This window comes from Prevotella sp. S7 MS 2 (assembly GCF_000762865.1).
In the GTDB taxonomy this organism is placed as follows: Bacteria; Bacteroidota; Bacteroidia; order Bacteroidales; family Bacteroidaceae; genus Prevotella.
Window position 1 is genome coordinate 42,064 of record NZ_JRPT01000022.1, and the last position, 24,161, is coordinate 66,224.

A 24,161-nucleotide genomic window follows, 5' to 3' on the forward strand; every position below is an offset into this window, starting at 1 on the left:
TAATTGTTGTATGAATTAGAGGAACCAGTTGCCAAAAGCGCCAAAGCCATGCGTCTTAACATTTTGGCTCGCTTCGTATGCCTGTTTTCCTGTTAATCCAATCTCTCTGCCTAAGTAGAAATAATATGGTTCTGCTGGTGATACGTTTGTCGGATCGGAATCGAACCTATTGCAATACACCTTGATAGGTATATTAAAGCGTATAAGCTCTTTCCATTCAGGAACCTCAAGGGTCGTATTCTTCGATTGCCAAAAAGGATTATAGAATGGTGCGCAGGCTTTTTCGCTCTTCATCCAATCCCAATATCCAGCATAGTCCAGCTCCTTGTCTTTGGCAATGGTAGCCTTAGGAATATATGCTTTCTTTCCCTTTTGACATTTCATAACTCTTACGGAAAGATAGAAGTAGGGCAATATGTATGAAGGACGGCTGTATGGTACAGGGTCACCAGAAAAACCTCTTACCATAAATGGCCATGTATCATTATTTACTCCAGCCCCGTATCGTCCGTCTATTTCATTACGCTTATTTGATGTTGGTTCGTTTGCTTCATAATAGAAGTTGATATGCCCCTTCAGACCAACACAGTCCTTATCGTATGTGGCACAGGTATTAGCATCTGTAGCATCGAGTGGAGGTAACAGACGAATGTTGTAAAACTCGCGCATACCGTCAGCCATGGCATTCTGATGCCATGTGTCACGATAGGCATATTCAAACAAATTCTTGGTAACGTTTTGCCTGCGAGTGAAGGTGTCATGTCCTAAGCTGTCTTTATTATCCATTTCTTTAAAATAAGGAGATACGACAGGCTGTTCGCTTACTTTACCATCCTTTCCATTCTTGCCAGATTCCCATATACCTCTACAATCCATTACCTTATAGGGGTTGCCCTTATCGTCCACGTCACTGATGGTAAAGAATATTTGATACTCATCAGAGTGCTTGTATATCTCATCGTTAAGCAACTTCCCGTCTTTATCCAAGAAGTACAAGCATATACCCCAAAGGTTTTTATCTCCACCTATAAGGCGAATGTAAGGCTGCTGGGGAGTAGGCGTGCCTAACTTCTTTTCAAAAACAGTTTGAATACTCTTTTCCCATTCCACCTTTACAGTAGGAAACTTTTGTGAGTTGTTTTCTACTATGACAAATTCTTCTTGTCTCCATGGCGCTGCTGGGTAAACATAATTGCCATGAAATTTTTCATCTCCGTGTGAGTGTCCCTCTTTGAACATGACTAAGCAGCGAGCCCAGTTGTTGAATGCGCCATCTTGGTCGGGATTATTCATGGCATCACCAAAGGGAGCTTTTTTCTTCAAGCTGTCAACCATGGCATCCGCACCGCTGTGTGGTACTTCTTTGTGTTCAAGTGGGTTTTCGTTGTAATTGATGTTCATGTTACCAAAGATGAAATCATCACATGATGTACATAGCATCAATATAAGAATGAAACAAAAACTATATTTTTTCATTTTATTATTTTATGTAAATATCTTGATTAGATAGTCCAGTATAATTGGCATTTTGCTAAATACTCTTACTCCTTTTAGCCGTGTATGTAAATTTTCCTTAGTTAGGAGAACGTGTCAGCCATGTGAGGAATGATGATGCGCAAATGCCTTCCTTTTAGCTGAAGTCTACATAACGAATATATTCTTACGATTCCTTGACAGCAAATATTGAGGATTGAAGAAATAATTCTTGATTTCATTCGGATCCATGTGAGGATAGAACTTTTTGAAATCTTCCACGAACTTCTCTTCTCTATCATTCATATTTGCAATGACACGGAATGTTAAAGGAATGTCAATGTCGTGATTGCTCCATTCTGATTTTATTTCATTAAAATTATAAAGTCCTCTACCTTCTCCATTTCCTAATGTTGGAATTTCAGAACAAGTCTTTGAGTCAGCATCTTTTTGGTTATCATTTCCATATTTGGGCCAAATGGCTTTCTTTGATTCATCCATTTGCGATACGATGTTGCATAGGCTTATTTGCATAGCAAATTCGGTGTTGGCTTGGCTAAACTGTAGAACTCCCTTGAATCCCATTCTATCCAAATTGTTTGTTCCATCCTTTTCTGGACCTTTACCTATTTTCCTGCATTGGTGCAGCAATTCTACGAAATCGCCTTGTCTTTGTCTCAGTGCGTTTGTACCATCTGTTACAACGCCACCGTCACCGCTACCTTCTTGATATTCATATCCCAATTGTTTTTCAAATGGGTCGGTATCTCGGTATTTGTATTTAAACAAATTTTTAGCAAGTTCTGCCGCATGTGGCATGGTGAGTGTTTGAAAGAATTTAAAGCCATTTTCTGTCCATGTGGCTTGATTTCTTTTCAGCGTAGGGAATATATTTATCGCTTTGTCTATCAGCGTGCTGTCAAACGGCATGATATCTGATTTGTTCCCACTTTCAGGTGCAAGCAGTGCGCCGGTCGTGGTGATGTCACAAGTCTTTAGTTTGTCGCCCTCCATCTCAAAGGTAAGCTCTGGGTAGTATGTTGGTTTCTTGTCCAGCGTGTGTGGATAAAAACCTTGCTTACTGTTCTTGGATATGGTTTTACCATCTACAGTGTAGCTGTGTTCCAATACTTCGTTGCCAATGGTAAAGAAGTGTTGGTGTTGTACCAATGTAGAATTGTCGAGGTCTGGGTCTCCGTTTTTCTTGTAATAGAACTGTATGAACTCACCGTTTATTTGTTGGTGGTTGGCTCCATAATATGTAAGCTCAAGTCCGTAATAAACGTCATCTGACGCAACTACATCAAAATGGTCGCGCTGACTGGTAATTTGCATTTGTCCATTGTCGCCCTTACTTATCTCAATTTGTTGCATGAGCGGATAGTCTGTCGGTTTATCCGTGTTCACGCTTATCATGTTGTACGAGTCTTGTTCGTATGTGTTGTCTATACTGTTGTCGGCACCAAAGTTTCCAACTTTTATGTTACCACCTTTGAACCCCATTCTAAGTACGGCACTCACTGCATATATCTGTGAGTGTCCCTTGCCATTGTACTCGATAGAAGCAGGAGGAGCTTTTACTACTGTTTTCAAGAAATCATCAACATCATTGGTAGAACATGCGGCAAGCATGCAGCAACATCCTACAGCTAAAATAGTTGAACGCATTATTGTCTTATATTGTAACTTCATTTTCTTAAAATCTAATGATTGTGCGCAAAGAGTAGTTCATGCCACGTTCGTGCGCATAATATCTAAATCGGTCTGTATATTCCTTATATAATGTGTTGAGAATGTTATCGCCTACCAACATTACCTTTATTTCCCTGTTGCTGGGCAGCTTGAAAGCAACGTCTGCTGTGGTGCCAAGCAGGAAGTAAGGATCGGGCGATACTGCCACTAAATCCTTGTTGGGGTCGAAACGTTCCTGTTTTGTGACATAGTTGCCAGAAAGAGAGAACGATGCCTTTATCTTTTTCTCTGCACCGAAGACATGTTCGTAGTTGGCTGACAGTCCATACTTGTCTGATGGCATGAAAGGCAACCAGTCGTCTCGTGTTATGTTGCGTGCAAATATCCATTCGCCCTTTGCTACGATACTGAGTCCTTTGATGGGGTTCACCGTGGCTTCTATATCGCCACCATACAGTCTCACATCGTCCTGATCATACATAAACTTGGCATATTTTCCGCTTGGGCTGTTATGAAAACGATTAGCACCATAGCCGATATGGTCGTATATATAACTGTTAATGTGTTGGTAGAACATGCTTGGCTCTACAGATACCCATGTGTTGCGATACCTTGCGCCTAAGATAGACTTCCAACCACGCTCACTCTTTAGGTTTCTATTGCCCACTACCCAGTAAGACCCTTCTTGAAGTCCGACGGCGTAAAGCTCGTTGATGTCTGGTGGACGCCACGACCAACCGATGTTTGCACGCATGTCCCAGTTGTCGTTAAACTGATAGTGAGTAGCAAAGCTCGAGGTGAAGTTGCTGTAAACCTTGAAGTCATCGTAATAGTCGTACTTGTTCAGCGTGGTGTAACCGCTCACGCTCATTACTCTAAAGTCGTAACGCAAGCCCAATTCGCATTGCAATTTTTCAAAGAAAGTAGCCTTTTGCAACAGGAAACCACCCATGGTGAGAGCGGCAAAGTTTGGTACAAAGGCAGGATTCTTGGTGCCTGGGAAGTTGTAGTTTATTTGGTATGTGTTTGATACACCTGCAAAGGTGGACATTTTGTAAGGCTTCCATGAAGCACGATATGACAAGTCGCCTTTGTATGTTTTCAATATAAGGTCTTGCATCGGGATGACGCTCCATTCCTTTTTCATACGGTTCTCATACTCCTGTCGCAAATTTTCTTGGAACGACAAAGTCAAATCCAGCGATTGCTTTGGGTTGATATGATATTTCACCTCACCTTTCAGCGTGAAGTGTTGTGATTGCTGGAAGGGTATGCCAATTTCATAACTGAATGGTTGCAATGACGACTCTGTTGGACGACCAATGCGGAATCGTTCTTGTAGTTGTACCAAGTCGGATATTTGGCTGCCAAAATAGATACCAGAGCGTTGGTAGAACAAACTCGTAAGCACGGTTGCCGTGATGCGCTTGTTCTCAAAACCACCCATGGCAGACATGCTGATGTTATTGTAGCCCGTGTTGTTCATGATGTATTCGGGCGTATGGTAATCACCACCACGAGTATAGTTGCCGTGCAGGCGCATACCGAAATTCTTCCAACCTGCTTCAATGCTTCCCGAACCGCTTATTCCTCGGGCATTGGTATCATAGCCGATGTTGGTAACTCCTTTCACGATAGGCTTGTTATGCCCATAGGATAGGGGCGCATCGTTGAGCAATACCACACCACCCATGGCACCAAAACCGTAACGAATACATTCGGCACCCTTTACTACCTCTACCATGCTGGCACCTGTATAGTCAATTTCTGGCGCATGGTCGTTACCCCAACTCTGGCTCTCCAATTTCACTCCATTGTTCATCAATAGAATACGGCTGCTGTGCATACCTTGAATAACAGGTTTAGCCACCGTACTACCGGCACTGATAGAGCTCACGCCAGGAATGGTCTCTAACATTTTTGCCAACGAGGTGGCACCACCTTTTTCGAGTATACTTTGATCCAAAGTCTTGGCTTGCTGCATGATGTCGGTGTGTCTCTTTTTAGATGTCACCGTTACTCCACTTAACAGCTGAGCATCTTCCTTTAGTTTGATGTTCAGTGTGCGTGTTTGTGCTGACACATAGGAAGTGTAACTCTTGTAACCTACGAATGTGACAGTGATTTTCACCTTCTTGCCGCTGTTGCCTAACTTTATAGCGCAGGTACCCGACTCGTTGGTGACGTATGTCTTACCGTTGCTATCTTTTACAACGGCTCCTAATATGGGTTCGCCCGTTAGCGTATCTGTAACTTGAAGCGTCACGCTACCTTCCTCGGCTTTATCTGTGCTTGCGTTCGTGCCGTTGTGTGCCTTTGTGGCAGAGATGCTTAGAAACAGCATCGTCAGCATTAGCAAGCATCCCTTGAAAAGGGAGTCTCGAGCCGATAGAATCTTTTGCGTTCGTTGTTCTTTTTTCGACATTTTACTATCTTAATAATTGTTATTATACTAAAAAACTTTCGAGTTGCAAAGGTATTTCAACTTCTCGATACAGAAAAAGAATGTACATACCCAAAAATAGGTATTTTCTTGTTGCTTCTTTTTACGGGCATAACTACTTTTAGTGAAAGCAGATGGTGTTGACGAGCTTGTTGGCTAAGTCGTGTTCCTCTTGTTTGGAATGTGGTCTGAGTGAATATTTCTTTGAAAACGCTTGTTATTCGGTAACAAAGTATTATCTTTGCAAACAGAATAACAAGCGTTCTTTGTTAGGCAGAAAACAGCGACACCAAGTAGTTCGCTCGTTTCCAAATTGTTACCTATTCAGTTTAACAAACAAGCTAACTTCTTTATTTCCAATTAGTTGTATTTTAGAAATCATCTTAGATTGCAAACATCCATATTTCGCAATGCAATAAAGGTTCATAAGATTTCCAACAAAACAAGTATTCAATTACTGCAATGGCTATACAGCAATCTTGCATAGTCCGTTCAATATTACAGCAAAGCCTTTTCAGCAACACTGAAAAGGCTTTGCAATGATGTACATATTATTTATGAAGAAGGCCTACTTGCGCTTCTTTAATTTCAATTCAGGGATTTTTACCTTATCTCCCGGTTTAACTTCCTTCACTCCATTAAGTACTTCTACGTAGCACTCCATATCCGGGCCTAGATAAGTACGACTAATCGACTTTAGATTTTGTCCATTCTTGACGGTTACAACCTCTTTAATCCCAACAATTTGATAGGCACCTGTGCGCACTCTAGCATCTTTTTGAGCTAACGAAGCATATCCATTAGATGGAACCACAGGCTTTTCTGGGGCAACAACCTCTTTCACTTGTGGTTTTTCCTGAATAGGGGGAACGACTTTAATGGGTTCCACCATCTTTGAAGATGGCTGATGTTTTATTTCCATTGCAGTCTTCTTTTCTGCCCGAAGTTCTGTTACCAACTGCTTAATGAGAGCATCGCGTCGATTTAATTCACGCATCAAGAAATAACCACCAAAACAACATAGTAAGAAGAATAATCCACTCAATGCCGACAAGAGAATAATAGGGAGTTTAGAATTTCGCTGCTCAGAACGTTCTTCCTGTTCCTCTTCTATTTTCGTTTGCTCTACAAGTCTTTCACCGGAATCCTCTAACACTTTTTCTATCTCAGGTAGAGGTTCTTCTTGAGGCGCACTTCTCTCAGTTTCCTCTACAGGATTCGGGGATTCAACAACAGATTGTATAATAGGTTCTTCTACAACAGTCTGAGATTGTTCTTTTTGTAACACGACTGGTTCCGAAACTTTCTCTGGCTCGTCTTTAACTTCCTCCGACTCTACATAAGATAACATATCTGCATCTACTCCATCGTTTACTACGACAGTTTCAAACTGAGCGAATGGTCTATTGACCAATTCCTTGACACCAGACTCTGGCGAGAAAGAAAGTTTATCCCGTCCTTCTATGAGAATGCGCTCACCGGTATTAACATCCACACTCTCACGAGCACTCACATAAACAGTCTTAAAAGTACCAAGTCCTTTAACCTTGACTTGCTTATCATGACGTATACCATCGCCCAAAACCGCAAACATTTGCTCTACAAATGCCTGTGCCGCCTCTTTATCAAGGTTGAACTTCTGCTCCAAAGAACTATATAGTTCTGAAAGAAATACATTACTATTCATTGTCATTCCCTCCTTCTTTTAGTATTTCTTTGATCTGCGCATTAGGCTTAAAGTTTAAAACCAACTTTGGAGGAACAAGCATTTTTTGCCCGGTAGAAGGATTAATAACGACTCTTTCTAGCCGTTTCTTTACCTCAAACGTACCAAATCCTGCTACAGAGACCGCCTCTTCTTCAATAAGAACATCTAACATCTTATCAACAACAGCTTTAACCATCTTTTGCGTATCGGCCTGTGTATAGCCGGTCTTTTGTGCTAATTCTGCAATGTATTCCTTATTATTCATCTACTTCTCCGTAAAGATCAAACTCATCACTATCTACAATTCGAACATAATAGAAATTTCCTACTCGCAACTTTCGGTTGGCAACAGGGATTAACACTTCCGGGTCTACCTCAGGAGAACTAAACTCCGACCGGCCAATATAATATTCGCCTTCCTTTCGGTCAATGATAACACGAAGCGTCTTGCCTACTTGTTGAGCGGTTAAGTCGGTACTGATTTCTTCTTGTAACTTCATCAAGCGATCCAAACGTTCCTGCTTTACATCTGTAGGAACATCATCGGCATAATGTTTGGTACCATAAGTGCCTTCCTCTTCTGAATACATGAATGCACCTAGACGTTCAAAACGCGCTTGTTTTACAAACTCTAATAGTTCTTCGAAATCTTCTTCCGTCTCACCGGGAAATCCCACCAATAAGGTTGTTCGCAGACATATACCGGGAACTTTCTCTCTGATTTGCCTTACCAAGTTTATTGTTTCTTCTTTCGAGACATGGCGATGCATAGCATCAAGCACGTGATTAGAGATATGTTGTAAGGCTATATCAAGATAATTACAAACGTTATCGTGTTCACGAATGACATCCAATAGTTCTAAGGGGAACTGATTGGGATATGCATAGTGCAAGCGTATCCATTTCACCCCCGGTATCTCTGCTATTGCAGAAATAAGCTCCGCAATATGACGCTTGCCATCAACATCGACTCCATAATAGGTAAGTTCTTGGGCTATGATTTGGAATTCTTTTACACCGGAAGCAACAAGTTCTTTTACTTCTTGGATAATTTCTTCTTGCGGACGGCTTACATGCTTTCCTGTTATGAGTGGAATGGCACAGTAAGCACAATGCCTATCACATCCTTCTGATATTTTCACATACGCATAATGATGCGGTGTCGTGAGATGGCGATGACCATCGCAAGACGGTATATCGGCCTTACCCAAATCCTGAAGTAAAGTTTTATAGTTGAACTTCCCATAGAATTTGTCTACTTCAGGGAGTTCTTTCTCCAGTTCATCCTTATAGCGCTGACTCAAACAGCCCATCACAAAGAGTTTATTCAAGCGTCCTTCTTTCTTTGCTTCTATAAATCCTAAGATGGTATTGATGCTCTCCTCTTTGGCCGACTCGATAAAACCGCAAGTATTGATGACTGCTATTTCACCTTGTGGATGTTGACTATCGTGAACACAATGATAGCCATTGGCTTCAAATTGCTTCATCAGAAGCTCGCTATCAACGAGATTCTTAGAGCAACCCATTGTAACTATATCTATCTGATTCTTCTTCATTACACTTGGAGTATTAGAATTTACTGTTCTTCTCCAAACAGAGATTCAACAAATTCTGTACGATTAAAGAGCTGGAGGTCTTCAATCTTCTCTCCCAAACCGATATACTTAACAGGAACTTTCAACTGGTCTGAGATGCCAATAACGACTCCTCCCTTTGCCGTTCCATCTAACTTAGTGATGGCGAGGCTTGTAATCTGGGTAACAGAAGAGAATTGCTTGGCTTGTTCAAAGGCATTCTGCCCCGTACTACCGTCCAATACCAACAGCACTTCATCGGGTGCTTCGGGAAGAACCTTCTTCATCACGTCCTTGATTTTCTTCAACTCGTTCATAAGACCCACCTTATTATGCAGACGCCCGGCCGTATCTATCAATACCACATCGGCATTATTAGCCTTTGCACTCTGAAGGGTATCAAAGGCTACAGATGCGGGGTCGGCACCCATTTGCTGCTTAACGACAGGTACACCAACCCTATCTCCCCATATTTGGATTTGCTCTACGGCTGCAGCCCTGAACGTATCGGCAGCTCCGAGATACACCTTCTTACCGGCTTGTTTGAACTGATGAGCCAACTTGCCAATAGTCGTTGTCTTTCCTACTCCATTGACCCCAACAACCAATATGACATAAGGCTTGTGCGTAACCGGTAAATCCCAGTCATCCCCATCAGCTGTATTATTTTCAGCCAACAATGAAGCTATCTCACTCTTTAGGATACCATTCAACTCGGAAGTAGACACGTATTTATCACGTGCCACTCGCTCTTCGATACGTTCGATTATCTTCAAAGTAGTATCAACACCAACATCGGAAGTGATTAATACTTCTTCCAGATTATCTAAAACGTCGTCATCGACCTTAGATTTTCCTGCCACGGCACGCGTAAGCTTGGAGAAAACGCTCTGTTTGGTTTTCTCTAGACCCTGTTCCAGCGTATCTTTCTTTTTCTTATTGAATAGACCAAAGATTCCCATACTATATATTTTTCTGCAAAGATACGATTTTTGACTGAATAATTACTGACTAAAATCAAAAAAGGGAACACGCCTATACGGCATATTCCCTTATTAATATGATTGTTACGGAGATATTAGTTGTTTACTGAACCTCCTACAATATCAAGCAACTCATTGGTGATAGCTTGTTGACGGCTCTTATTATACTGTAGATTCAATGTCTTGAGCAATTCGTCTGCATTGTCCGTTGCCGTCTGCATAGCAACCATACGAGCTGCATGTTCACTAGCTTGACTATCCAACAATGCTGTATACATCATCAAATTCAGCTGCTTCGGAATCAAGACACCCAATACTGTTGCTAAATCCGGTTCTACAATATAATCATCATTCAACTTTGCAACATGCTCTTGGCTTTTCTTTTCAGACTCTTTCTTCTTACGTAGATACTCTTGAGCTTTAGCTGTAACCATGTTACTACTTAAATCTCTATCGTTTTCTGCGCCAATTGTCTCTGTAGACAAGTCTATTGGTAAAAAAACTTTATGCGTAAGAATCTGAGAACCGGCACTCTTAAAGTGATGATAAATCATATCTACCTTGTCTATTTCACCAGCTTGGTACAACCGGGCAAGCGTTGTAGCTATATTAGCACAGCCATTTGCTGAGGGTTTATCAGCAAGTTCTGTAAAATCACCGGCAACTTGAAGACCTAACTTTTGAGCCTTCTCAGCCACCTTACGCCCAATAGGATAAACTGTAATATCCGTAATTCCCTGAGCCTTATAATCGCTTACCACCTGCTGCATCATCTTGATGACATTAGCATTAAATCCACCACACAACGATGTATTGGAACTAAATACCACCAAAGCAACACGCTTCATATCAGCATGTACTCTGTCATATTCGCTTTGAGCATCGGGTAAGGAAACCAAAAAAGTCTTCAGAATGTGCTCTAACATCGTCTCGTAGGGCAGCATATTCTGAATAGCAACCTGCGCATGATGAAGTTTGCTAGACGCAACCATCTTCATAGCACTCGTAATCTTACGAGTGCTATTGACAGAAGCAATTCTGGTTTTTATCTCTTTTAATGAAGGCATAGACTATTATGCTTTATATTGTCCGGAGATATCAGCCATTACACTTTCTATAACCGAGGTATCCTCATCGGTCAATAGACCTTTGGCTAGTGATTCTATAGTCGTACCATGCTGAGCACGCAGCTTATCCAAGAAAGCATCTTGGCATTCACGCACCTTTTCTACAGGAACATCGTGCATCAATCCATGTACACCGCAATACAAAATCGCAATTTGTTCGCCTACAGGCATTGGACTATATTGAGGCTGGATAAGAAGTTGGTTATTCTTACGTCCTCTATCTAGCGTCATGGCTGTCACTGCATCCATATCGGAAGAAAATTTAGAGAAACTTTCCAACTCACGATATTGAGCCTGATCTATTTTCAAAGTTCCAGCCACTTTCTTCATACTCTTGATTTGAGCACTACCACCTACACGAGATACCGAGATACCAACGTTGATAGCAGGACGGAAACCTTGGTTGAAAAGGTTGGACTCCAAATATATCTGACCATCGGTAATAGAAATCACATTGGTAGGGATATAAGCCGACACGTCACCCGCCTGTGTCTCAATGATTGGCAAAGCTGTCAACGAGCCACCTCCTTTGACATGCCCTTTCATACTTTCAGGAAGGTCGTTCATCTGCTCTGCGATTTCTTGCTGATCATTGATACGTGCGGCACGCTCCAATAAACGTGAGTGCAAGTAGAATACATCACCGGGGTATGCTTCACGACCAGAAGGACGACGGAGAATCAATGAGACCTCACGATAAGCCACTGCCTGTTTTGACAAATCATCATATACCACCAATGCAGAATGTCCCCTATCGCGGAAATATTCTCCTATAGCAGCACCAGCAAACGGTGCATAATATTGCATAGCGGCGGGATCGGCAGCCGTAGCACTCACTATAATAGAATAAGGCAAGGCACCATGCTCTTTTAAGGTCTGCACTAAGTTAGCTACAGTAGACGCTTTTTGCCCAATAGCTACATAGATACAATATACAGGTTTGCCTGCATCATAGAAACTCTTCTGATTGATAATCGTATCAACAGCAATAGCAGTCTTACCGGTTTGGCGGTCTCCAATAATCAACTCACGCTGTCCACGGCCTATAGGAATCATGGAATCAACCGCCTTCAATCCTGTCTGCAATGGTTCTTTTACCGGTTGACGATATATCACACCGGGAGCTTTGCGGTCAAGAGGCATCTCAAAAGCATCTGTTAAGTCAATGTCGCCATTGCCATCAATAGCTTCTCCCAATGGATTAATGACGCGACCTAACATGTTATCATTCACGCGAATGGATGCAATACGGTGTGTGCGCTTGACAACTTGGCCTTCCTTGATGCCTGATGTAGGACCTAAGAGAATACAACCAACGTTATCTTCCTCCAAGTTCATCACAATAGCCATTGTTCCATTCTCAAACTCTAGGAGCTCATTAGCTTCTGCGTTGCGCAATCCATAGATGCGTGCAACACCATCACTAACGGTAAGAACAGTACCAACTTCATCAAATTGACCATTGCTATTGATGTCTTGAAGCTGTTGTAAAAGAACAGCCGACACTTCGCTTGGTTTTATTTTATCTGACATTATTAATCTCCTTAATTATAATCTAAGATTAAGTGTATTAAAATATAAACACTTGAATCCTATTGTTTCAACTGCGACAATATCGAACTGAGCCGTGTCTTGACACTGGCATCCATACGATAAGTGTCATATTCAAGAATGAATCCACCGATAATTTCGGGATTCACCTCTGTATTGAATTCCACAGTTCCGAGAGTTCTACTCTCTACCAACAGTCTCATCTTCTGCTCTACGGCAGGAGCTACGACTGTAGCAGTAGACAACTTTCCACAAGTGATATTCTTTTGTTTCCTATATAAAGTAATATATGAAGCAGCCATGAATTGCAAGGCCTTCTCCCTGCCCTCTTTTAAAATGAGTCGAATAAACGATTGAGTAGCTTCTGTAACATTCGTTCCACAAGCTGTGACAAGCAATTGTTCCTTCTTATCCTTTGAGAGCATAGGATTATCTATCGTCGAACGCAACTCTGACACCTGAAGATAACAGTCATACAGCAACTGCATCTCTTGGTAAACGAGAGTTTCAACAGATATATTCGTGGCATATTTCAGGAAAGCACGAGCATATCTTACCGATATTACACCTAGTTCCATAAATACTATTCTTTCCCTTTATTCACAGAAATATCACCCATCAACTTATCAATCAATTCCATCTGCTGATCACCTGTAGACAATTTTTCGCGCAAAATCTTCTCCGCAATCTTCACAGAAAGCTCTGCAACTTGTGAACGTATCTCACGGATTGCATTCTGTTTTTCTGCCTCTATCTGCACTTTTGCATCATTCAGCAGCCGTGTACTCTCTTCTCTAGCCTTTTCTTGAGCTTTTTCAACGATTGTATCACGTGTGTTACCAGCTTCCTTTAAGATAATTGCTTGTTTCTCTCGCGCTTCTTGCAGAATGGATTCACCCTCCTGTTTGATATTCAATAAGCGCTCAGAAGCCTCATGTGCTTTGCGTAAACTCTCGTCAATATAATTCTTACGACCATTCACCATCTTAATAATAAGGGGGAATGCGACAAGTGCAAGCACAACAAAGACAACCAAAAAGGCCAAGAACATCCAAAACAGGAGTCCTAAATCAGGAGTTAATATTGATGGTAAATTATCCATTCTTTAATTATTACTTGATAAGGAATGAGCAAGCTGCAATGGCAAACAGAGCACAACCCTCAACAAATGCAGCTGTCAAAATCATGCCAGAAGTAATCTTTCCGTTAGCTTCAGGCTGGCGAGCGATAGCATCCATAGCACTACCACCAATCTTACCAATACCTAAACCGGCACCAATTGTAGCGAGTCCTGCACCTACTGCACAACCCATCTGTGCCAAACCTTCTGCTGCTAATAATGTTGTAATCATCATAATTTTATGTTTTAATTTAATGTTAATATGTTCTTTTCTTCTAAATTCTGCTCTTCTATTCTGCAGGATGATGTTCAGGATGAGCCAACCCGATGAATACTGCACTCAACATGGTAAAGACATATGCCTGAATAAATGCTACCAAAACCTCCAAAAGGTTCATAAAGAGTAACATGATAATACTGAAAATATTCAGACCTATACCATAGCCCACCCCCATAGACCATCCTAAGAAGATAACACAAGTGAAGCTTAATATCACAGCATGCCCTGCCATCATATTGGCAAAGAGACGAATCATCAAAGCAAATGGTTTAGTGAAGACACCAAATAACTCAATAACCGGCATCAATGGCACCGGTGCTTTGAGGAAGATTGGCACATTAGGCCAAAATATATCTTTCCAATATTCCCTGCTTCCAAACACATTGATAGCTATCATTGTGCAAAGAGCCAAGAACAATGTAATGTTAATATTACCAGTAATATTGGTTCCACCGGGGAAAATTGGCAACAACCCTATAATATTACACAGAAATATAAAGAAGAATATGGTCAACAAATAAGGTGCATATTGTTTACAATGTGCTTCACCTACCGCTGGTTTTATAACATCGTCATGGATATACATCACTAACATTTCTATGAAACCAATAAATCCTTTCGGAGCATCCGACTTCACATCGACTTTCTTGTAATACTGCATACAAGCGATGAAAACGCCCAATAAAATAAAGACAACGATCCAAATCTGAGCTACAACCTTTGTTATACTCAAATCAAGCGGACGTACCGTCTCCCCATTAGGCAACTTTTCATAAATCTTTCCATGATGTGTCTCATCAAAATAAAATGGACTCGGCAGACTCTTGGCAGTACAGAAAGTCCACTCACCAGTAGCCGCACTCCTTACAATAATCGGCAATTGGAATCCAATATGCTTACCTTTATATGTTACTATATGCCATTCATACGAATCAGACAAGTGCTCCAACACGATGGTTGGTATGTCCAATTTCTCGCCTTTTTGCTCATTGGCAAGAACATTCAATGGTATTAGCATGATAGCCAACAACAAAAGGATATTCTTTATTTGTCTCATTTCTTGTTTCTTAATCTCATTTCTCTTAATACTTACCCACGCATGACCTTTCTAAAAAAGATAGTATGATGCGTCATCAGTACAAAATAATATATCATGAATACCAATAGGAAGACTAGCATGTTATCACTATCTGTCGCCAAATAGTAAATAAACATGAACGCTAAAGCTGCTAGCATCCTAAAACCGGAAACACCTATGAAAAATGTAGGTAAACTTTCGGGAACACGAAGAGCTACACGGCGCCAGATCAGAGCATCAACCACCTCTACAACAAAAGAGAATATCACACTGTAAAGTATAGGATATAATATCTCATCCAGCATGGACAACTGCATGACAAGCAATCCTAGTAATGATAATCCTATTATAAAGAAGGTACTCTGTCGTATATATCGGTGGCAAAGTTTTCCTACATTCATCATCTATATTTTCTTATATATAAGCTACTTACAGCTCCACACAAAGACTTACCATATTCTTTTGTACCTCTACAAAGCCCCCATGGACAACAAACTCTTGTTTTGTTCCATCAGATAATTGATACATAACAGTTCCATCCTCTAGCGAAGAGATGATTGGTGCATGCGAGGTGAGTATCTCAAAAGAGCCAAGTGTTCCCGGAACAGTGATGCTTTCCACATCACCGTCGAACATAATCTTTTCCGGAGAAACTATCTTTAACTTCAACATATCCTACTGAATATTAAGCTTGGGCAGCTGCTAACAGCTTCTTAGCCTTCTCTTTTGCATCCTCAATAGTACCCACATTCAAGAAAGCTTGTTCTGGTAAATCATCGACTTCTCCATCAAGGATAGCATTAAATCCTTTGATGGTCTCCTCGATAGGAACCATTACACCTTTCAAACCTGTGAATTGCTCTGCCACAGCAAACGGTTGAGAGAGGAAACGCTGTACACGACGTGCGCGGTTCACAGTCAACTTGTCCTCGTCAGACAATTCATCCATACCCAAGATTGCTATAATATCTTGCAATTCATTGTAACGTTGCAAAAGTTGTTTTACACGTTGTGCGCAATCATAATGCTCTTTTCCCACAATCAGTGGATCCAAAATACGAGATGTACTACCCAATGGATCTACCGCAGGATAGATACCTAACTCTGCAATCTTACGCGAAAGTTCGGTTGTTGCATCCAAGTGAGTAAACGTAGTAGCAGGAGCAGGGTCGGTCAAGTCGTCTGCTGGTACATACACAGCCTGCACAGATGTAATAGAGCCACGCTTTGTTGAGGTAATGCGCTCTTGCATAGCACCCATTTCAGAAGCCAATGTAGGCTGATAACCTACAGCAGACGGCATACGTCCCAACAAAGCAGAAACTTCAGAACCAGCCTGTGTGAAACGGAAGATATTATCAATAAAGAACATAATATCGGCCGCCTCGCCACCCTTACCACCATGATCACGGAATTCTTCTGCAACAGTTAGTCCCGACAAAGCCACACTTGCACGTGCTCCGGGTGGTTCATTCATCTGACCATAAACAAGGGTCGCTTGAGATTTACTCAACTCCTCTTTATCGACAAGCGACAAATCCCATTTTCCTTCATCCATTGCTTTGCGGAACTTCTCTCCATATCTGATAACACCAGATTCCAACATATCGCGAATCAAGTCGTTCCCTTCACGTGTACGTTCACCTACACCTGCAAAGACAGAATAGCCGTTATGTCCCTTTGCAATGTTATTGATAAGCTCCATGATAAGCACAGTCTTTCCGACACCGGCACCTCCAAAAAGTCCAATCTTACCACCTTTCATATAAGGTTCCAACAAATCTATCACTTTAATGCCAGTTGCAAGCATCTCTTTATGGGTAGACAACTCATCGAAAGTTGGTGCCTCACGATGAATAGGATAAGCACCATCCATCTGGAGTTCTTCCATACCATCAATCGGTTTGCCTATCACATTCATCATTCGCCCCTTGATTTGTTCACCTGCCGGCATCACAATTGGTTTACCAGTAGGTACAACTTCTAAGTCACGTTGCAAACCATCGGTATTATCCATGGCCACACAGCGAACCGTGTCTTCACCAATATGTTGTTGCACCTCTATAACGAGGTCACTTCCATCGGGACGTTTAACTTTCAAAGCATCGTAAATCTTTGGCAGAACTTGCTCGGCATCCTGACCTTGTGTATCAAAATACACGTCAATCACAGGACCGATAATCTGAGAAATACGACCATTAATTTGTGACATAACTAATATCTTTAAATTTTGTTTTCTCTACTTGTAATTAGCACAAAAGTAATTAAAAACAGATAGAAACCGTAACTTAACTCAGAGTTTTAATCTTTTTTTAACACCTTTTAGACTGCCTAGCGGATTACAAACATTCTATATAGACAGTTCGTCTAATACCTTTATCAATTTTCTATCAAAAGGTTTATCACTACGAATCGCTTCACTCAGTGGCACATACACCACCTCGTTGTTTCTTACTCCCACCATAATATTTCTCTGTCCTTGCATAATAGCTTCAATTGCACCTACGCCGGTTCGACTAGCAAGGATTCTATCGCGAGCCGTCGGACGTCCGCCACGCTGCAAATGACCCAAGATTGAAACACGAACATCGTATTCAGGAAACTCATTACGAACACGGTCGGCATAGTAAAGAGCACCACATTTAGGGCTTTCCGATACAATTACGATACAACTCTTCTTACTTTTACGGATACCTCGCTCCATAAACTGCGCCAACTGGTCAACATCAGTAGAGTCTTCCGGAATAATGGCAGCTTCAGCCCCACTGGCAATAGCACTGTTCTGAGCCAAGAATCCGGCATCACGCCCCATAACTTCGACAAAGAAAATACGCTCATGACTCTGCGCCGTATCTCTGATACGGTCGACACAATCCACAATCGTGTTCATCGTCGTATCATAACCTATCGTATTGTCAGTACCATACAAATCGTTATCTATAGTTCCCGGCAGTCCGATACAGCACACATCGAAATCTTTGGCAAAATTCATAGCCCCCGTAAGCGAACCATTACCACCAATAACAATCAAGGCATCAATTTCTTCTTTTACCAAATTGTCATACGCCTTTTGCCTACCTTCTTCCGTCATAAAAGCCGATGAGCGAGCCGTTTTCAGTATCGTACCTCCCGTGCCAATGATTCCGCTGACGTTCTCTGTCGTAAAAGGCTTTATCAACCCATTAATCAAGCCATCGTACCCACGATATATTGCCTTGATGTTAAAGCCATTATAGATACCAGCCCTAGAGACTGCCCTGATAGCAGCATTCATTCCGGGAGCGTCACCTCCAGATGTCAAGATTCCAATTGTCTTTATTTTTGTCATTATATATTTATTTTATTAATATCACAGTTGAACTATTAAGACCAACAATCCTATAATCCCACCCAGTAAAGCCTTCCATCCTATATTGCGGAAAAACCATCCTGCATGCATACGTTCCATTTTCAAAAGTGCCATTCCACTCATACTGGCCGTCGCCAATATATTTCCACCAACCATCACTGCATACGCCACTACTTTATAATAGGCATCATTAGCAACGCCATTGGGCTTCATTACTACAAAGTTCATCGCTGTGGCAAAATTATCAAGCAGCGAGCTGATTGCAGCCACAAGAATACCTAATAAAGTTATATTCGTTGTTGCCATCCCTAATTGCGCCCACAACCAAGCAAAAGCTCCAGTTTCTTTCACTACACTCACCGCCAACATAATCCCCATCACATACAACATCATTTGGATTACACCATATTGGAGCACACGCGGCGTTCTGCGTTGCGACATCATGTTGGCGTTAAAAAGACGCCGGTTAAACACTTCGTTTACTATCCATAATATAGACAAAACACACAAGGCACCCAAAAATGGACTTAATTTCGTTATATTATGGAACGTAGGGATAAACCACAATCCGCCAATTCCCACAAACAGCATGACAAGACGCTGTCCAACCGTCAGATTGGTATCATCTCCTCTGTACGGCATCACCACCCATTCAGTATCCACTCTCTCAGGCAGCGCACGACCGATGAGCCATGTCGGAATCCCCCAAGCCAGCAAACAAGGGACAAACAAAGCCATAGAGAAATCTGTAGCCGTCACCTTTCCCATATTCCACAACACCAATCCTTCGGGATTACCGATAACAGTCAATGCACCACCTGTATTGGCCGATAGCACGATAACGCTTCCAAAAAGCATGCGCAACCGCCTGCTTGGAATCACTTTATGCATAACTGTCAACATCATGACCGTCGTTGTGATATTATCAAGATTGGCTGAAATTAAAAAAGTAACAACGGCCAGCGTCCACAACATGCGACGACTGCTCCGCGTCTTCAGCAATTGCGAGATAAAATCAAAGCATCCGTTATTATCAAGAATTTCGACAATAGTCATCGTAGCCAGCAAAAACAAAACTATTTCAGCGGCTTCGCCAACATATTTAAGGAATATATTTTGGGCTATATACTGCTTTACTGCTATGCTAGTAGCAACTGCTCCATTCAAGAAGTTAGTATAGTCACCATGGTGCTGACTCATAACGAAGTCCGTTCCATAGCAAATATAAAGCACCCAACCTAGAGTGCCTGCGAATATCGCAACGGCAGCCTTATTTACATTTGTAATTGCCTCTGTCGCTATCAATATAAAGCTGATTAACAATATGCCAACAATAATCAGAGTCATAAAACAGAATTTGCAAGGCAAAGTTAACAATTATTTCTGCACATACAAGTTTTATATCGACTTTTTTATCATTAACGTGTTAATTATCAAATTATAATTTGACCAGGTAAAAAGGGAAACGAACGTCATCATCACACCAAATTAAATTACTGCAGAGGATTCTCAACATATTTGCCGACATTTTACAACAATGCTGCATAGAGCATTCAGCAAAACTGCCTACGCTGTGCAACGAGAGGTATTTGAATCTATTAACCCAATATTTTATATTAAAGAAAGTTAATACAAAGGTATTTCAATTCTCAACAAACACTTTGTAATGATTTAATTACTACCTTTGCACTCAATTTTGGTGAAAAGCTTAAAAAAGCAATTACACCATATTATATTAATAACATAAAGTCCAACTTTATTAATTACAAACAATTATTTTTTATGTCAAACTTACAGAACGTACAACCATTGGACAACTTCAACTGGGAAGAATTTGAAAATGGTTCAAACGTAAACGTCAACAAGCAAGATCTTGAGAAGGCTTATGATGAAACTTTGAACAAGATTGCAGAACATCAGGTCGTAGAGGGAACTGTAATCTCTATCGACAAGAAGGAAGTTATTGTTAACATCGGCTATAAGAGCGATGGTATCATTCCTGCATCAGAATTCCGTTACAACCCCGAACTCAAAGTAGGCGACAAAGTTGAGGTTTACGTAGAGAATCAAGAAGACAAGAAAGGTCAGTTGGTTCTTTCTCACAAGAAGGCTCGTTTGAACAAGAGCTGGGATCAAATTAACGCAGCTCTCGAAAACGAAGAGGTTATCCAAGGTTACATCAAGTGCCGCACTAAGGGTGGTATGATTGTTGATGTATTCGGCATCGAAGCATTCTTGCCCGGTAGCCAGATTGACGTTCATCCTATACGCGACTACGATGTATTCGTAGGCAAGACCATGGAATTCAAGGTTGTTAAGATTAACCAAGAGTTCCGCAATGTAGTTGTTTCTCACAAGGCTCTTATTGAGGCTGAGTTGGAGGCACAAAAGAAAGAAATTATCTCTAAGCTCGAAAAAGGTCAGGTACTTGAAGGTACTGTTAAGAACATCACCTCTTACGGTGTATTCGTTGACCTTGGCGGCGTAGACGGATTGATTCACATCACAGACCTTTCTTGGGGGCGTGTCAGCGATCCTCATGAGGTTGTTGCTCTTGACCAGAAGATTAACGTTGTTATCATCAACTTCGATGAAGACAAGAAGCGTATTGCACTTGGTTTGAAGCAGCTCACTCCTCATCCTTGGGATGCTTTGGATGCAGACCTGAAGGTTGGTGACCATGTAAAGGGTAAGGTTGTTGTTATCGCTGACTACGGTGCATTCGTAGAAATCGCTCCCGGTGTAGAAGGACTTATCCACGTTAGTGAGATGTCATGGAGCCAACACTTGCGTTCTGCACAGGAATTCATGCACGTAGGTGATGAGATTGAGGCAGTTATCTTGACTCTCGACCGCGAAGAGCGCAAGATGAGCCTTGGTATCAAGCAGCTCAAGGAAGATCCATGGGAAACTATTGAAGTGAAGTATCCTGTAGGTTCTAAGCACAATGCAAAAGTTCGTAACTTTACTAACTTCGGTATCTTCGTAGAACTTGAAGAAGGTGTTGACGGTTTGATTCACATCAGCGACCTTTCATGGACAAAGAAAGTTAAGCATCCTTCAGAGTTTACTACTCAAGGTGCAGAGATCGATGTAATTGTTCTTGAAATAGACAAGGAGAACCGTCGTCTGTCTTTAGGTCACAAGCAGTTGGAAGATAATCCTTGGGATACTTACGAGACAGTATATACTCCGGGTTCTGTACACGAAGGTAAGATTACCGAAATGATGGACAAGGGTGCTGTTATCACTTTGAACGAAGGTGGTGAAGGTTTCGCAACTCCTAAACATCTTGTAAAAGAAGATGGCACACAGGCTCAACTTGGTGAAGAATTATCATTCAAGGTTATTGAGTTCGTGAAAGATACCAAGCGTATCATCCTCTCACACAGCCGTACTTTCGAAGAAGGTAAAGAAGAAGTGAAAACAAACTTCAAGCACAACAGTGGTTCTAACCACGCTAATAAGCCAGAGGCTACCATCAACAATGTAAAGGCCGGTACTTCATTGGGTGACCTCGACGTGCTTGCTGACTTGAAAGCAAAGATGGAAAAAGGTGAATAAATTTACAGTTGAATAACTTGTAAAAGTATTCTACAAAAAATAAGAAAGCTCGCTTGACAAAAGCGAGCTTTTTTTTTGTCCATTCAATATAATTGCGTACCTTTGCAAAAGAATTTTAATACGACACACGTTTCATTTTTAGAAACGTTTTCATTTCAATCAAATATTTTCATATACATATATGTATAGTAAAGATGAACTATTGTCTAAAAGCGCTAATGAGCTTGAAGACATTGCAGAGGAAGTAGGTGCAGAATATTCTGGACAAGCCAATGCGGAAGATATCATATATGCCATTTTAGACAAACAAGCTGTCGTTGAGGGTAATAAAAATCCTTTAAGCACAACTAAACGTCGCCGAACACGCATTGCAAAGAAGGACACAGACCATGTTTATACCGTCAATGGCAAAGACGGAGAGAATCTTGATGTCAAGAAAAACAAAGCAGCTATCGAACCACAGCCACTATTCAAAGAGGAAGTTATGGGAGAAGTTCCCGTAACAGAGGTTTCTCCTACCCCACTAGAAGCAGCTCCAAAGCGTAAACGTAAGACTAAAAAGGAAAAAGAAGCAGAAGAAGCTGCTCTTAAAGCTCAGCTAGAACAAGAAGCTTCAGAGGAGAATACAGCTGTAACTAAGACAGATTCAGAAACTGACTCAGATAATACTGAGCAAGAAACAAATACGGAACAAACTCAAGAAACGACTCTTACGGAAGAACCTACCAATGAGCCTATAGCCGTAGAAGAAGACATTGTACCTGAAGCACAATTCGCATCTGGAGACGGAACGCAAACTGAGGAAGAGGATAGTAACCTTCTTGCTCAACTGCAAGCCAAAATAAATGATCATAATAGAGAAAACGAAGCAAACCTAACTCCAACTTCCGATGAGATTTGGGAAGGGGATCCCGCAGATGGAACTGACTTCATCATTAAGGTAGATTTACCAATCGAAGACCAAGGAGCTGTCCCAAACTATGACATGTTTGACAATCCTACAACTCCAATCATGACTCCGGCTCCGGCTTATCAAGCCCCTGTGTTGAATAATCTCCCTGCTTATGATTTCTCTGATATTATCACAGCCAACGGTGTCTTGGAAGTAATGCCCGATGGGTATGGTTTTTTACGTTCAAGCGATTACAATTATTTATCATCACCCGATGATGTATATATTGCCAACAATCAAGTAAAACGTTACGGTTTAAAGACCGGTGATGTTATCCAGTGCCGTGTTCGACCACCACACGATGGAGAAAAATACTTTCCACTGACAAGTATTGATAAAATCAACGGTCGCAACCCTGCAGAAATCAGAGATAGGATTCCATTCGAACACCTTACTCCTTTATTCCCTGAGGAGAAATTTACACTTTGTGGCGATTCCCAAACAACAAATCTCTCAACTCGTGTTGTAGACTTGTTCTCCCCTATCGGTAAAGGCCAACGTGCACTCATCGTCGCACAGCCCAAAACCGGTAAAACCATCTTGATGAAAGATATAGCAAATGCTATCGCCGCAAATCACCCGGAAGCTTATCTGATGATGTTGCTCATAGACGAGCGTCCGGAAGAAGTTACAGACATGGCACGCACCGTCAATGCGGAAGTTATAGCTTCAACATTTGACGAACCTGCTGAACGTCATGTCAAAATTGCTGGCATCGTATTGGAAAAAGCAAAACGAATGGTAGAATGTGGACACGATGTAGTAATCTTCTTAGACTCAATTACACGTCTTGCTCGCGCTTATAATACGGTTAGTCCTGCTTCAGGTAAGGTCTTGACAGGTGGTGTAGACGCTAATGCCTTGCAGAAACCAAAACGTTTCTTTGGAGCAGCACGTAATATAGAAGGAGGCGGATCGCTCACTATCATTGCAACAGCGCTCATTGATACAGGCAGCAAGATGGACGAAGTCATCTTTGAGGAGTTCAAAGGTACTGGTAATATGGAATTGCAGCTCGATCGTTCTTTGTCTAATAAGCGAATATTCCCTGCTGTTAACTTGGTTGCTTCTAGTACACGTCGAGACGATTTACTACAAGATAAGACAACACTTGACCGCATGTGGATTCTCCGTAAGTACATTAGCGACATGAATCCGATAGAAGCTATGAATACAATACATACCAGTATGATGCGCACTCGCAACAATGAAGAGTTCTTGTTGAGTATGAACTCATAAAGATACGAGTCTATATAAAGAAAAT

19 protein-coding genes are annotated in these 24,161 nt (G+C 41.4%); 2 read left to right on the top strand and 17 right to left on the bottom strand.

Annotated features, from left to right (window positions below):
* Nucleotides 1-15 precede the first annotated feature (15 nt).
* From HMPREF0671_RS05290 to HMPREF0671_RS05375, 17 genes are all read right to left on the bottom strand, one after another.
* Nucleotides 16-1,476: a hypothetical protein gene (locus HMPREF0671_RS05290; protein ID WP_036897592.1), complete on the bottom strand. Its 1,461-nt coding sequence runs from the start codon at nucleotides 1,474-1,476 to the stop codon at nucleotides 16-18.
* Nucleotides 1,477-1,641: 165 nt separating this feature from the next.
* On the bottom strand, nucleotides 1,642-3,105 hold the full coding sequence (locus tag HMPREF0671_RS05295; protein WP_036897661.1) for a hypothetical protein: 1,464 nt from the start codon (nucleotides 3,103-3,105) through the stop codon (nucleotides 1,642-1,644).
* Between the two features lie 64 nt (nucleotides 3,106-3,169).
* Nucleotides 3,170-5,590 carry a TonB-dependent receptor domain-containing protein gene (locus HMPREF0671_RS05300; RefSeq protein WP_036897595.1) on the bottom strand — a complete coding sequence of 807 codons (2,421 nt, stop codon included), beginning with the start codon at nucleotides 5,588-5,590 and terminating at the stop codon, nucleotides 3,170-3,172.
* 586 nt (nucleotides 5,591-6,176) lie between these two features.
* Nucleotides 6,177-7,301, bottom strand: coding sequence for an HU family DNA-binding protein (locus HMPREF0671_RS05305; protein ID WP_052052858.1), 1,125 nt, complete (start codon nucleotides 7,299-7,301; stop codon nucleotides 6,177-6,179).
* Nucleotides 7,288-7,581 (bottom strand): HU family DNA-binding protein, encoded by a 294-nt coding sequence (locus tag HMPREF0671_RS05310; RefSeq protein WP_036897598.1) that lies wholly within the window; start codon nucleotides 7,579-7,581, stop codon nucleotides 7,288-7,290. The genes HMPREF0671_RS05305 and HMPREF0671_RS05310 overlap by 14 nt, the downstream gene beginning before the upstream one ends.
* A complete protein-coding gene (gene rimO / locus HMPREF0671_RS05315) occupies nucleotides 7,574-8,875 on the bottom strand; it encodes a 30S ribosomal protein S12 methylthiotransferase RimO (RefSeq protein ID WP_036897600.1) in 1,302 nt (433 codons plus the stop codon). Before rimO ends, HMPREF0671_RS05310 begins: the two co-directional genes overlap by 8 nt.
* 20 nt (nucleotides 8,876-8,895) lie before the next feature.
* The gene (ftsY, locus tag HMPREF0671_RS05320) at nucleotides 8,896-9,855 is read right to left on the bottom strand and encodes a signal recognition particle-docking protein FtsY (RefSeq protein WP_036897603.1); all 960 of its coding nucleotides are present in this window, start codon (nucleotides 9,853-9,855) and stop codon (nucleotides 8,896-8,898) included.
* A 116-nt stretch (nucleotides 9,856-9,971) separates the two neighbouring features.
* Entirely contained in the window at nucleotides 9,972-10,943 is a 972-nt protein-coding gene (locus tag HMPREF0671_RS05325; RefSeq protein ID WP_036897607.1) for a F0F1 ATP synthase subunit gamma, read from the bottom strand.
* Nucleotides 10,944-10,949: 6 nt separating this feature from the next.
* A complete protein-coding gene (atpA, locus tag HMPREF0671_RS05330) occupies nucleotides 10,950-12,536 on the bottom strand; it encodes a F0F1 ATP synthase subunit alpha (protein WP_036897609.1) in 1,587 nt (528 codons plus the stop codon).
* A gap of 59 nt (nucleotides 12,537-12,595) precedes the next feature.
* Nucleotides 12,596-13,132 carry a F0F1 ATP synthase subunit delta gene (locus HMPREF0671_RS05335; protein WP_036897613.1) on the bottom strand — a complete coding sequence of 179 codons (537 nt, stop codon included), beginning with the start codon at nucleotides 13,130-13,132 and terminating at the stop codon, nucleotides 12,596-12,598.
* A gap of 5 nt (nucleotides 13,133-13,137) precedes the next feature.
* Nucleotides 13,138-13,656 (bottom strand): F0F1 ATP synthase subunit B, encoded by a 519-nt coding sequence (gene atpF / locus HMPREF0671_RS05340; RefSeq protein WP_036897616.1) that lies wholly within the window; start codon nucleotides 13,654-13,656, stop codon nucleotides 13,138-13,140.
* Nucleotides 13,657-13,666: 10 nt separating this feature from the next.
* Nucleotides 13,667-13,909, bottom strand: a complete 243-nt coding sequence (locus tag HMPREF0671_RS05345; protein ID WP_036897619.1) for an ATP synthase F0 subunit C — start codon at nucleotides 13,907-13,909, stop codon at nucleotides 13,667-13,669.
* Nucleotides 13,910-13,964: 55 nt separating this feature from the next.
* The gene (gene atpB, locus HMPREF0671_RS05350) at nucleotides 13,965-15,011 is read right to left on the bottom strand and encodes a F0F1 ATP synthase subunit A (protein ID WP_036897622.1); all 1,047 of its coding nucleotides are present in this window, start codon (nucleotides 15,009-15,011) and stop codon (nucleotides 13,965-13,967) included.
* 450 nt (nucleotides 15,012-15,461) lie between these two features.
* Nucleotides 15,462-15,704: an ATP synthase F1 subunit epsilon gene (atpC, locus tag HMPREF0671_RS05360; protein ID WP_036897627.1), complete on the bottom strand. Its 243-nt coding sequence runs from the start codon at nucleotides 15,702-15,704 to the stop codon at nucleotides 15,462-15,464.
* 13 nt (nucleotides 15,705-15,717) lie between these two features.
* Nucleotides 15,718-17,244 carry a F0F1 ATP synthase subunit beta gene (gene atpD, locus HMPREF0671_RS05365; protein WP_036897630.1) on the bottom strand — a complete coding sequence of 509 codons (1,527 nt, stop codon included), beginning with the start codon at nucleotides 17,242-17,244 and terminating at the stop codon, nucleotides 15,718-15,720.
* A gap of 138 nt (nucleotides 17,245-17,382) precedes the next feature.
* On the bottom strand, nucleotides 17,383-18,360 hold the full coding sequence (gene pfkA / locus HMPREF0671_RS05370; protein WP_036897633.1) for a 6-phosphofructokinase: 978 nt from the start codon (nucleotides 18,358-18,360) through the stop codon (nucleotides 17,383-17,385).
* Between the two features lie 21 nt (nucleotides 18,361-18,381).
* Complete coding sequence (locus HMPREF0671_RS05375; RefSeq protein ID WP_036897637.1) at nucleotides 18,382-19,728, bottom strand: SLC13 family permease; 1,347 nt, start codon at nucleotides 19,726-19,728, stop codon at nucleotides 18,382-18,384.
* A gap of 435 nt (nucleotides 19,729-20,163) precedes the next feature.
* On the opposite strand from HMPREF0671_RS05375, the gene rpsA reads away from it, so the two are divergent.
* Together rpsA and rho are read left to right on the top strand one after the other, a co-directional pair.
* Nucleotides 20,164-21,945, top strand: a complete 1,782-nt coding sequence (gene rpsA / locus HMPREF0671_RS05380; protein WP_036897639.1) for a 30S ribosomal protein S1 — start codon at nucleotides 20,164-20,166, stop codon at nucleotides 21,943-21,945.
* Between the two features lie 181 nt (nucleotides 21,946-22,126).
* A complete protein-coding gene (gene rho, locus HMPREF0671_RS05385) occupies nucleotides 22,127-24,136 on the top strand; it encodes a transcription termination factor Rho (RefSeq protein ID WP_036897642.1) in 2,010 nt (669 codons plus the stop codon).
* The last annotated feature ends 25 nt before the right edge of the window (nucleotides 24,137-24,161 follow it).